General features: G+C 34.9%; 10 protein-coding genes. 9 read left to right on the top strand and 1 reads right to left on the bottom strand.

What is annotated here, in order from left to right; genetic code table 11:
* Positions 1–4: 4 nt before the first annotated feature.
* From V4538_06715 to V4538_06675, 9 genes are all read left to right on the top strand, one after another.
* A complete protein-coding gene (locus V4538_06715; GenBank protein MES2380713.1) occupies positions 5–1,021 on the top strand; it encodes a phenylalanine--tRNA ligase subunit alpha in 1,017 nt (338 codons plus the stop codon).
* Positions 1,022–1,099: 78 nt separating this feature from the next.
* A complete protein-coding gene (locus tag V4538_06710) occupies positions 1,100–1,819 on the top strand; it encodes an FAD-binding oxidoreductase (GenBank protein ID MES2380712.1) in 720 nt (239 codons plus the stop codon).
* Positions 1,820–1,901: 82 nt separating this feature from the next.
* Entirely contained in the window at positions 1,902–3,341 is a 1,440-nt protein-coding gene (locus V4538_06705; GenBank protein ID MES2380711.1) for a leucyl aminopeptidase, read from the top strand.
* Positions 3,342–3,457: 116 nt separating this feature from the next.
* Positions 3,458–4,303 carry a transketolase gene (locus V4538_06700; protein MES2380710.1) on the top strand — a complete coding sequence of 282 codons (846 nt, stop codon included), beginning with the start codon at positions 3,458–3,460 and terminating at the stop codon, positions 4,301–4,303.
* Between the two features lie 14 nt (positions 4,304–4,317).
* Positions 4,318–5,733, top strand: coding sequence for a VWA domain-containing protein (locus tag V4538_06695; GenBank protein MES2380709.1), 1,416 nt, complete (start codon positions 4,318–4,320; stop codon positions 5,731–5,733).
* Between the two features lie 108 nt (positions 5,734–5,841).
* A complete protein-coding gene (locus V4538_06690; protein ID MES2380708.1) occupies positions 5,842–6,792 on the top strand; it encodes a hypothetical protein in 951 nt (316 codons plus the stop codon).
* A 159-nt stretch (positions 6,793–6,951) separates the two neighbouring features.
* Complete coding sequence (locus V4538_06685) at positions 6,952–7,908, top strand: transketolase C-terminal domain-containing protein (GenBank protein ID MES2380707.1); 957 nt, start codon at positions 6,952–6,954, stop codon at positions 7,906–7,908.
* 6 nt (positions 7,909–7,914) lie between these two features.
* Positions 7,915–9,156 carry an FIST N-terminal domain-containing protein gene (locus tag V4538_06680; protein ID MES2380706.1) on the top strand — a complete coding sequence of 414 codons (1,242 nt, stop codon included), beginning with the start codon at positions 7,915–7,917 and terminating at the stop codon, positions 9,154–9,156.
* Between the two features lie 3 nt (positions 9,157–9,159).
* Entirely contained in the window at positions 9,160–11,466 is a 2,307-nt protein-coding gene (locus V4538_06675) for a response regulator (GenBank protein MES2380705.1), read from the top strand.
* Here the strand turns inward: V4538_06675 and rsmA are convergent.
* On the bottom strand, positions 11,463–12,263 hold the full coding sequence (gene rsmA / locus V4538_06670; GenBank protein MES2380704.1) for a 16S rRNA (adenine(1518)-N(6)/adenine(1519)-N(6))-dimethyltransferase RsmA: 801 nt from the start codon (positions 12,261–12,263) through the stop codon (positions 11,463–11,465). The two genes, V4538_06675 and rsmA, sit on opposite strands and share 4 nt — an antisense overlap.
* Between the last annotated feature and the right edge of the window lie 58 nt (positions 12,264–12,321).

Here is a 12,321-nt window from a genome sequence, read left to right as displayed (position 1 = left end):
TGCAATGAGAGAAAGGTTAGAAGATCTTCAACAAAAATTACATGAGATAAAAATAAATTCGAGCGAAGATTTAGAAAAATTTCGTTTAAAATATTTATCACGAAAAGGCATTTTAAGTGAATTATTTGAAGAATTTAAGCAAGTTCCTAATGAAATGAAGCGAGATTTAGGAAAATTGATGAATGTTGTAAAAAATAGCGCAGAAGAAAAACTAAAAGAAGCTACTGATAAATTTACTTCAAAAAAATCAAATTCGAAAGAAAGCAATACCGATTATACTTTACCGGCTGAGCAAGTAATTGTAGGTTCAAGGCATCCTTTAAATATAGTTGAAAATCAAATTGTCGCAATTTTTACCAAGCTGGGATTTACAATAGCTGAAGGCCCGGAAATTGAAGATGACTGGCATAATTTCAGTGCATTGAATTTTCCAATGAATCATCCGGCCAGAGATATGCAGGATACCTTTTTTATTGATAATGAAATTGCATTGCGTACCCACACCTCATCAGTTCAGGTAAGGTTAATGCAAGAAAAAAATCCGCCCTTACGGGCTATTATGCCTGGAAGAGTTTATAGAAATGAAGCCATATCAGCACGCGCCAATTGTTTTTTCCACCAGATAGAGGGAATTTATATAGATAAAAATGTAAGCTTTACGGATTTAAAACAAACCCTTTATGCATTTGTAAAAGATATGTTTGGTGAAGATGTAGAAGTACGTTTCAGACCAAGCTATTTTCCTTTTACTGAACCTAGTGCCGAAATGGATATTAGTTGCCAGATTTGTAAAGGAAAAGGCTGTAATATTTGCAAGTATAGTGGTTGGGTGGAAATATTAGGTTGCGGAATGATAGACCCAAATGTTTTAGTCAACTGTAATATAGACCCGGAAGAATATACCGGTTTTGCTTTCGGAATGGGAATAGAAAGAATAACCATGCTAAAATTTGATATCAAAGATTTGAGAACATTTTTTATCAATGATGTTCGTTTTCTGAAACAATTTACTGATGTGTAAAAATAAAAAACCGTGAAAACGGATTTGTTTAGATAAAATAATGTTAATTCACATAAACATAAGTGAGGATTTTATTTTATGAAACAAACCTTTTATGATGCTGAAATTGTTAAAATTATTGACGAAACAAATACTACCAAACGTTTCTTTTTTAAAGTTAATCATTTAAACCAATTTGAATTTAAAGCAGGCCAATTTGTAATGATTGACTTGCCCATAGATTCCAAAATAACTTACCGAAGCTACAGTATTGCATCAGCTCCTGATGGAACCAATGAGTTTGAATTACTCATTGTATTAAATCCGGATGGAAAGGGAACCCCTTACTTATGGGAAAATATAGTAGTAGGCTCCATCGTAAAAGTAGCTGGCCCTGTGGGTAAATTTACCTTACCCGAAGAATTAGATAGAGAAGTATGCTTTTTATGTACCGGTACCGGTATAGCGCCATTAAGAAGCATGCTACATGATATAATGAATAAAAACAAACTTCATTATCCTGTAAAAATAATTTTTGGCAGTAGAAAAAAAGAAGATTTGCTTTATTATGAAGAAATGGCGCAGTTGGCTGAACAGTACAGTCAATTTGAGTTTATACCGGTATTGAGTCGTGAAACAAGTGATGTTTGGTCTGGTAAAACAGGTTATGTACATGAAGTTTATGAATATATTTATGCTGATAAAAGACCTTGTTATTTTTACATATGCGGTTGGAGTGCAATGATTAAAGAAGCACGCGAAAGATTAGTTACCTTGGGTTATACCAAAAGTGATATAAAATTTGAACTGTACGATTAATACTACTAATTACAAATACTGTTATTTTTATTAAGTAGTTAATGCCCTTGTATAAAATATATTTGCCCAAAATATATTTACAATGAGCATTAAAATTAATTTAGTAAACAAAGCCAATACAGCCAACTCTACTTTAATAGTAACCAATAAAAAAGCAAAATGGGACGCTTTAGGTTTCAGCAAACAAGAAAGCCAATACATTAATAAAAAGATAAAAGCTGCCGATACCTTTATTACCATCAATCAATTTGACCGATTGGTATTTATACAGTTAAGCGAAGAATTTGAAAAGAAAAACAAATTTGCAGCCTTAGAATCATATAGGGCATTAGGCAATAAAGTTTGTGCGGCTGTTAACTCCCATAAATACAATACCATTCAAATAGCCGAAACCGGCATTACCGAAGAAAGCGTATTAGCTATAGCAGAAGGAATAGCTTTAAGCAATTACCAGTTTATTAAATACTTAAGCGATAAAAAAGAAAATACCCTACAAACCATTTCAATAGTTAGTACCAAATTCAATAAACAAGCTGTTGAGCAAATAAACATTCTGGTAGAATCTGTTTACCAGGCTCGTAATTTAGTTAATGAACCACAAAACATTATCAATGCGATTACATTGAGTAATGAATTTAAAAAACTTGGAAAAGCCGCCAATTTTAAAGTAGAAGTACTTAATAAAAAACAAATTGAGAGTTTGAAAATGGGCGGTTTATTAGCAGTAAATCTAGGAAGTAAAATACCACCTACTTTTACCATTATGGAATACAAGCCGGCTAAACCTAAAAACAAAAAACCGTTGGTTTTAGTAGGAAAAGGCGTAGTATACGATACAGGCGGATTAAGCTTAAAACCAACAGCCAACAGCATGGATACCATGAAATGTGATATGGCCGGTTCAGCCGCTGTAGCTTGTGCTATTTATGCCATCGCCAAAGCCAAATTAAATTACCACGTAATAGCATTGGTTCCGGCTACCGATAATCGCCCGGGAGAAAATGCCTATACTCCAGGAGATGTTATTACCATGTTTGATGGAAAAACAGTAGAAGTTTTAAATACCGATGCAGAAGGAAGATTAATATTAGCCGATGCTTTATCATATGCTAAAAAATATTCACCTGAGCTGGTTTTAGATTTTGCTACATTAACAGGAGCTGCCGCTGCCGCTATAGGTCAATACGGAATAGTTTGCATGGGAACCGCAGATGAAAAAGAAAAAAATGCCATGAAAGAAAGTGGTAATTATACACATGAGCGTTTAGTTGAGTTTCCTTTCTGGGATGATTACGGAAAATTAATTAAATCAGATATAGCCGATATGAAAAACATTGGTGGCCCCGTTGGCGGAGCCATTACTGCGGGTAAATTCTTAGAAAAATTTATTGATTACCCGTGGATGCACTTTGATATAGCCGGCCCAGCTTTTATTTCAGGAAACGACAGTTACAGAAGTAAAATGGCTACAGGCGTAGGAGTAAGGTTTATTTTTGATTTTGTTAAAAACCAGGCAAAATAAAAACCGTACCCCATTTGGGTAAAACAGGGTTTAAATTGTGTAAACAAAAATATGGCTAAACCAATTGGCTTAATTACCTTTGTGCGCATTAATTAACATAAAAACAAAAATTTTCAATGGCTACAATTGAGCAACTTCAAGCAATTTCAAGTCAAATGCGTAGAGATATTTTACGTATGGTACACGCAGTAAAATCAGGTCATCCGGGTGGATCATTAGGATGCGCTGATTTTTTTTCAGCTATGTATTTTCACATAATGAAACACAATCCTGCGTTTAACATGGATGGAATAAATGAAGATGTATTCTTTTTATCGAACGGACATATTTCACCCGTATTTTATAGTGCTTTGGCTCGTTCAGGTTATTTTGAAGTAAGTGAATTAAGCACTTTCCGTAAAATAGATAGCAGATTGCAAGGTCACCCTGCTACTGCAGAACATTTACCGGGTATTCGTATTGCGAGTGGTTCATTAGGGCAAGGTGTTTCCGTTGCAGCAGGAACAGCATTAACAAAAAAACTGAATAACGATAAGCATTTAGTTTATGTTTTAATGGGTGATGGTGAGATACAAGAAGGCCAGAATTGGGAAGCTTTTATGTTTGCTGCACACCATAAAATTGATAATTTAATAGTTACCATTGATTTTAACGGACAACAAATAGACGGCAGTACCGAAAAAGTAATGGGTATTGGAGCCGATATTGAAGACAAGCTGATTTCGTTTGGTTGGAAAGTATTGCATATGGATGGCCATAATTTTGAAAGCATTATTTCAGTAATGGAACAAGCAAAGGAGTTAAGCGGAAAAGGCCAGCCTATTTTTATTATGATGAAAACAGAAATGGGATACCCGGTTGACTATATGATGGGTAGCCATAAATGGCATGGTGTATCGCCTAACGATGAAGAATTAGCGAAAGCATTACAACAATTGCCCGAAACATTGGGCGATTACTAATTAACCAATATAATTTGAGTTTACACGGAATAGGATATAAACAAACAATGGGTTTGCGAAAGTATATACTTGTTTGTTTAGTATTAACAGGCACTTTATTCAATACGCTTTGGGCGCAACCTGTAATGCGCCCTACAAAGACACGTATTTTATTTTTGCTTGATGCAAGCGGAAGTATGTATGCCCGAATGGAAAAAGATTCCAGAATAAATGTAGCCAAACGTTTACTTTCAAACATTGTTGATAGCTTAGAAAAAGCAAAAAATGTGGAATTGGCCTTGCGTGTTTACGGACATACTTCACCACCCAATAAAAGAGACTGTAAAGATACCCGGTTAGAAGTTTCGTTTAGAAAAGACAACCATGCAGAACTAAAAAAACGCGTACAATCTATTTCGCCTAAAGGAACTACCCTAATAGCTTATTCATTACAACAGGCCGCATACGACTTTCCAAAAGAACCCAATACACGAAATGTTATAATTTTAATTACCGATGGTTTAGAAGAGTGCCAGGGAGACCCATGTGCAGTATCAGAAGCATTACAAAGCCAAGGTGTTATTTTAAAACCATTTATTATTGGATTAGGTAGTTCTCTTGATTTTCAAAAAGCATTTGAATGTGTGGGTAGGTATTATGATGCAAATACCGAAGAGCAATTTAACAATGTATTGAATATAGTTGTTTCGCAGGCATTGAATAATACCACAGCTCAGGTTAACTTACTCGATATATACAGCAGGGCTACAGAATCGAATGTAAACATGAGTTTTTATGATATGGACAATGGCCAGTTATTGTATAACTACATGCATACCATTAACGAAAGAGGTAATCCTGATACCGTGCAGTTAGATCCATTGTATAAATATAAACTGGTAGTACATACCATTCCGCAAGTAGTTAAAGAAAACATAATAGTAAGTGCGGGAAAACATACCATTATTGGGTTAGATGCTCCCCAGGGAGAGTTGTTGGTGAAAATAGATGGTGTTACCAATTACGAAGCACTTAAGTTTATTGTTAAACAGGCAAAAGAAAATAAAATTTTGCATGTACAAAATGCCAATGTAAAAGAGAAATACATAGTGGGTAAATACGATTTAGAAGTGTTGACTTTACCCCGTATGCATTTTAAAGATGTAGCTATAGACCAAAGTATGGTAACAACCATACAAATACCCCAACCGGGCAAATTAAATATAACCAACCAAATGCAAGCCTATTATATGGATATATACCAAATGATAAGAGGAGAACTAGTTTGGATTCATAAATTGCCTATAGATGTACAAAGACATAACATTACTTTACAACCGGGCGACTACAAATTAATTTACCGGGCAAAAGGTGCTACCAGAAGCAACAATACCTTTGCAAGAGATTTTAAAATAATTTCCGGGCAAGCCAATAATATTACAATAAACTAAAATACAGACAAATAAATAGATTTATTTATTGTTTATTTGTAGAGCGTATAAAACTGGCACAGTTTTTATATCGTAATAGGTACATAAAAATATAAAAAAAATATAGAAATGAAAAAGACAATCAAAACATTAATCATTGCAGCTTTTGCTACAACACTTGTAGTATCATCATGCAAGAAAGACGAAGGGACAACAACAGACACAGGTACAGGGCCAACTATTAGCTTAACAGACGATTTAGGTACAGGTACATTAGATACAACTAACTTTTTTGCTATACCTATTATAAAAATAAACGTAAACCCTGCTGCAGGTACAAGTCTTGATTCATCAAAAGTGGAGCTTAAAGTAGGTTCTACTATAGTTGGGTTTGGTTCTTATGATATAGTTGATTCTTCACGTAGAGGCGGTTTTATTGATTCAATTCCTGTTTCGCTTATCGTTTCGGGTTTAACATTACCTATCAATTCAACGTTTACTTTAACTGCTACGTTTAAAGATACCAAAGGCAAAACAACTTCTGCCAGCATTAGTTATACTATTGTTCACGACAACAAAGTAATGGTATCAAACGAAATAGAATTAGGTGCACAAAACAACACCAATATTGAATACAAGTTTTTAGGATTAGCCGATAACTTTAAAACCTATACTCCCGGATCAACCGGAACTGCACGTTTTAATTCAGATAAAATTGATTTTGTATACTACTACGGTACTGTTGATGAGAATGCTTTTGCAGCACCATTTAATGCAAATGGAGCTAAAGTAATCTGGGGTACCGAAATCAATACCTGGTCAAGACAAAACAATACTAAGTTCAAAACAACGACTTTAACTGCTGCTGATTTTGATAATATTAAAAACGGCACTAAAGTAGAAGATGCTTTTATAAATACCGATTTTACTTCAGGTTCAACTGATAAAGTAACCAACTTATCTGTTGGTTCAGTTTATGCATTTAAAACAGCTATGGGTGTAGTTGGATTGGCTAAATTTACGGCTATTTCAGCTAGCGCGACAGGTTCAACCAAAGTGGTGATTATTTGCCAAAACTAAAACCAAAGGGTTAAAACTATTAAAAGGCCGTTTCTTAGCAATAAGAAACGGCCTTTTGTTTTAATTGTGCATAATATTAGCAAATAAAAAAAGCTCGTTTTATTTTTACTATGTTTATTTTGCGAAGCAATTTATAAAAAAACAATACCATAAATTTATATGAAAACGTTTGACGTTCAAAACATAAAAGATACCAGAAGCGGATTTGGCGCGGGTTTACATGAGTTAGGAAAAAGCAATGAAAGCGTGGTTGCGCTTTGTGCAGATTTAATAGGCTCATTAAAAATGGATGCTTTTATAAAAGATTTTCCAACACGTTTTTTTCAAATAGGTATTGCAGAAGCCAATATGATGGGTGTAGCAGCAGGCTTAACAATTGGTGGTAAAATACCTTTTACAGGCACCTTTGCTAATTTTTCTACCGGCAGGGTTTATGACCAGATTCGTCAGTCAATTGCTTACTCCAATAAAAACGTAAAAATTTGTGCATCGCATGCAGGTTTAACCTTGGGAGAAGATGGTGCCACACACCAAATTTTAGAAGATATTGGTTTGATGAAAATGTTACCCAATATGGTTGTTATTAATCCGTGCGATTATAACCAAACCAAGGCGGCTACCATGGCTATAGCAGATTATGTGGGTCCTGTATATTTAAGATTCGGGCGTCCGGCTGTACCTAATTTTACACCCGAAAACCAAACATTTGAAATAGGTAAAGCCATTACTTTAAACGAAGGAAGCGATGTAAGTATTTTTGCAACAGGCCATATGGTTTGGAAAGCCATAGAAGCAGGCCATATATTGGCTGCAAAAGGAATTAACGCAGAAATAATAAATATACATACCATTAAACCACTTGATAACGCAGCGGTATTAGCCAGTGTTAAAAAAACAGGTTGTGTGGTAACAGCAGAAGAACACCAAATGAATGGTGGATTAGGCGATAGCATTTGCCAGTTGCTTGCATTAAACACACCGTTACCGGTTGAAATGGTTGCCGTTAACGATAGTTTTGGCGAAAGTGGTACACCAGATGAGTTAATGGTAAAATATGGTTTAACTGCCGATAAAATTGTAGAGAAGGCTTTAAAAGCGATTGCCCGAAAAGCATAATAAGAAATGAAAGAAAACGCGCTGATTGGCGCGTTTTTTATTAAAAAAGTAGGCTATTTCAATATATCAATAGTTTTTATACATTGCGAATACAATTATTTTATTATGAAAATTTCGCAACAAAAATTTATCAATGAATCATGGACTCATATAAATAAAGATGATGAATTTAATAATACTAAATGCCAGCTGGTATTGGCTTTTGGTTTACGCGAGCTGATTGCCAAAGCTGATATATATAATAAGCTTAAATCAGACTATCCTCAGGCAAATATCATATTATCATCAACGGCAGGCGAAATTATGGCCAATGAAGTACTAGATAACTCCATTGTTGTATCAGCCTTACAGTTTGAGAAAAATGCCGTTAAATGTATAAAAACAAATATAGGCGAACACGAAAATAGTTTTGAAGCAGGAGCCTTTTTGTTTAGAGCCTTACCCAAACAAGAACTACAGTCAGTACTTGTTTTTTCCGATGGGATGGTAATTAATGGTAGTGACTTAGTAGAAGGTTTGAATAATGAGAACCATAACAATATAGCCATTACGGGCGGTTTGGCTGGCGATGGCGCTAATTTTCAAAGCACAGTTACCGGTTTAAACGAAGTACCTAAAGCAGGCGAAATTATAGCCATTGGTTTTTATGGTACCACCTTAAAAATAGGGCATGGCTCAATAGGCGGATGGAATGAATTTGGAAACGAAAAAATCATTACCAAATCAGATAAAAATGTACTTTACGAAATAGATGGAAAAAATGCTTTAGACCTTTACAAAGAGTATTTAGGCGAATATAGCAAAGAGCTTCCCGGTTCCGCGTTGTTATTCCCCATGTCGTTAAAACTAAAAGACAGCGAAAAAACGCTGGTAAGAACAATCTTGAGCATTAACAATAACGAAAAGACAATGACCTTTGCCGGCAATATTCCGGAAGGAAGTAAAGTAAGGTTAATGAAGGCAAATTTTGATAAGCTGATAGACGGCTCGGCAGAGGCGGCTAAAAATACCTTTAACACTACTGAAGATGCACAACCCGAGTTTGCTTTATTAATAAGCTGCGTGGGTAGAAAATTAGTCTTACAAGATAGAACAGAAGAAGAGGTAGAGGCCTCCAATAGTATTTTTGGCGATAACACCCATGTTACAGGCTTTTATTCGTACGGAGAAATTTGCCCTTTTACCCGCTTTTCAAAATGCGAGCTGCACAACCAAACCATGACCATCACCACTTTTTCTGAGAATTAAGTTATGTATCACAAAGCTTTAGAAAAACAAATCAGTAAATTTCTAACATCGGAGCATTTAGGTGATCAAAATATTATTGCATTTTTAGATGCAGTAAGCAAATATTATAACACTTTTGAGCGCGATAAGAAGCTTTCAGAGCATGCGTTTGAAGTAAGTGAAAGAGAATATCAGAAAGTTGTTTTAGACCTTAAAAAACAAGATGATATCAATAAGCAATCTATTTTAAAAATTAAACAACTCATACGCTCGCTCGACTCGGGCAATACCAACATAAAGGACGGAGTAGATGAAGTTGATATTATATTAATTTTAGGCTTTTTAGAAAAACAGGTAGAGCGAAGCAAAATATTGGAAGAGGCTTTGATTAAAGCCAAAGAGCTGGCCGAAAACTCAGCCGAAGCCAAGAGCAATTTTTTATCAACCATGAGCCATGAAATAAGGACTCCTTTAAACGGGGTTATTGGTTTTACCGATTTGTTGATGAAAACCAAGCTGGACAGTACCCAACACCAATATATGTCAGCCGTTTTTCAATCGGCCAATTCATTATTGGATATAGTAAACGATATATTAGATTTTTCTAAAATAGATGCAGGAAAACTAGAGTTGGAGTCAGAAAAGATTGATTTATTAGAGGTAGGAAATCAGGTAGCTGATATTATTTCATATCAGGCACACCAAAAAAAATTAGAAGTTTTATTAAACATTGCACCCAATGTACCCCGTTTTGTATGGGCCGATGCGGTAAGGCTACGCCAAATTTTAGTAAACCTCTTAAGCAATGCCGTTAAATTTACCGAAGTAGGTGAAATAGAATTAAAGGTAAGTGTAATGTCCAAAGATGCAGATGGTGATACCGTTTTATGTTTTTCCGTACGCGATACCGGTATTGGTATTTTAGAAAAAAATAAACAAAAAATATTCGAAGCATTTGCCCAGGAAGATGCATCAACCACACGTAAATATGGTGGCACAGGTTTAGGTTTAGCTATATCCAATAAACTACTGGCTTTAATGAACAGTAAGCTATTGCTGAAAAGCGAAATAGGTAAAGGAAGTACCTTTTATTTTGATGTAAGCTTTAAAGCTTTAGAAGGCAGTGAGCCAAACCTTCAGAATTTTGACCACATAAAACAAGTGTTAATAGTAGATGACAATACCAACAATCGTTTAATATTAAAAGATATGCTGGCACTTAAAAAGATAAATGCCGACTTAGCCGAAGATGGTATAAAAGCAGTAGAAATGATAGGTGCAGGTAATTGTTACGATGTTATTTTAATGGATTACAATATGCCGGAAATGAATGGTATTGAAACCATCAGGCAGATTCGTGCCAATGCCAAAATAGGTATTACTAAACAACCAATAATACTGCTTTACAGCTCATCAGACGATGAATTGATAAACGAAGCATGTAAGGAGCTGGAAGTACGACAAAGGCTGGTTAAACCAATAAAAATGCAGCAACTGTTTAATGCATTGGCTAAGTTAAATGCTAATAATTTAGTAGTTGAAGAAGTAAAGGAAACAGAAAGTGTCCATATTATCAATGAGAGCCAGAACTTAAAAATACTTATTGCTGATGATAACCCGGTAAATATGTTTTTAGCCAAAATAATTGTAGGTGGTGTTTTACCCAATGCTACTATTTACGAAGCTATAAACGGAAAAGAAGCCATTGATATTTTTGAGCGCGAACAACCACATTTAATATTAATGGATGTGCAAATGCCGGAAGTAAATGGCTACGAAGCAGCAACGGCTATCAGAGGGTTAGAGAGGGCCGGACGCATCCCTATTATTGCTTTAACTGCCGGAACGGTTAAAGGAGAGAAAGACAGGTGCCTGCAAGCCGGAATGGACGACTATATTAGTAAACCCGTAGTAAAAGCAAACATTGAAGCCGTTATTGAAAGATGGCTTAAAGTAAACGACTCTTCATTAAAAAGCGAAAAAAGTAACACACCAAGCAATGAGGCAATAACTACCCATTTTAACAGACAGGATTTATTAAAAAACCTAGGTGGCGACACACAAATAGTAAGTAGTTTTATTGAAATAATAAAAAGCAGTTTTGATGAAATACTAAAAGACCTGAGAGATGGTTTAGCACAAAACAATTTAGAAAAAATAACCACTACGGCACATAAATTAAAAGGAGTAGCCTTATCGGGTTGTTTGCCTAAACTGGTTCAACACGCGGCTACATTAGAGTATCAAAACAATTTTGATAACTATATTATTTCCAATTTAATGGAGCACATTGAAAAGGAAGTAAACTATATTAAACAAATAATAGCCTAGTTCGCAAATAAGATATTGGTTAAGTTCACAAAGTCATCTACACTTAATTCTTCAGCCCTTTTATCAGCGTAATCAGCAATTTGCTCTTTATCTTTTACCATAGATTGAATAGCATTGCTTAATTTTTTTCTGCGTTGGTTAAAGGCCAATTTAACCACTTGTTTAAAAGCCTTCTCATCGCAGTTTAACTGTGATTCTTTTCTGGTTAATCTTACCACGCCTGATTTAACTTTTGGTGGTGGAATAAAAACATGTTCATCAACAGTAAACAAATACTCTACGTTAAAATAAGCCTGTGTCAGCACACTTAAAATACCATAACTTTTGGTACGGGTTTTAGCCGACAAACGTTCCGCTACTTCTTTTTGAAACATACCAACCATAAGTGGTATAATGGCCTTATTGTCAATTAAAGCAAAAACAATTTGCGAAGAAATATTGTAAGGAAAATTGCCTATTAAGCTAAAGTTACCTGGGAACGTTTTAGCAAAATGAAGTTTTAAAAAATCAGCCTCCAGTAACCTGTCTTCTAAGTTTGGGTAGTTATCTTTTAAATATATAATAGACTCTTTGTCTAATTCAATAGCCCATGTTTTAAACTTGGTTTGTTGCAGCAGGTATTTAGTAAGTACACCCATTCCCGGTCCAACTTCAAGCACATCAGGCGTAGTACAAAATTGAGTAAAGGCATCAACGATATTAAAGGCAATGTTTTCATCATTTAAAAAGTGTTGTCCTAAATGTTTTTTGGCTTTAACATCTGTCCTGTTATTTTCTTTTGTATAAAATTTTTTCATTTTTTGAGTTGGGCAAAGCTAAGGCTTATTTGTATTTAAGTGCACGAATAGTATTTTC

This window comes from Bacteroidota bacterium, assembly GCA_040388375.1.
Classification (GTDB): domain Bacteria; phylum Bacteroidota; class Bacteroidia; order UKL13-3; family UKL13-3; genus JAAFJM01.
This window is presented reverse-complemented; position numbering and strand designations above follow the sequence as displayed.

Excerpts from the sequence above, each read along its gene's own strand:
- V4538_06710 (MES2380712.1), top strand. The coding sequence starts at position 1,100 with ATGAAACAAACCTTTTATGATGCTGAAATTGTTAAAATTATTGACGAA.
- V4538_06685 (MES2380707.1), top strand. The coding sequence starts at position 6,952 with ATGAAAACGTTTGACGTTCAAAACATAAAAGATACCAGAAGCGGATTT.
- V4538_06690 (MES2380708.1), top strand. The coding sequence starts at position 5,842 with ATGAAAAAGACAATCAAAACATTAATCATTGCAGCTTTTGCTACAACA.
- V4538_06680 (MES2380706.1), top strand. The coding sequence starts at position 7,915 with ATGAAAGAAAACGCGCTGATTGGCGCGTTTTTTATTAAAAAAGTAGGC.
- V4538_06700 (MES2380710.1), top strand. The coding sequence starts at position 3,458 with ATGGCTACAATTGAGCAACTTCAAGCAATTTCAAGTCAAATGCGTAGA.
- V4538_06715 (MES2380713.1), top strand. The coding sequence starts at position 5 with ATGAGAGAAAGGTTAGAAGATCTTCAACAAAAATTACATGAGATAAAA.
- V4538_06705 (MES2380711.1), top strand. The coding sequence starts at position 1,902 with ATGAGCATTAAAATTAATTTAGTAAACAAAGCCAATACAGCCAACTCT.
- V4538_06675 (MES2380705.1), top strand. The coding sequence starts at position 9,160 with ATGTATCACAAAGCTTTAGAAAAACAAATCAGTAAATTTCTAACATCG.
- rsmA (MES2380704.1), bottom strand. The coding sequence starts at position 12,263 with ATGAAAAAATTTTATACAAAAGAAAATAACAGGACAGATGTTAAAGCC.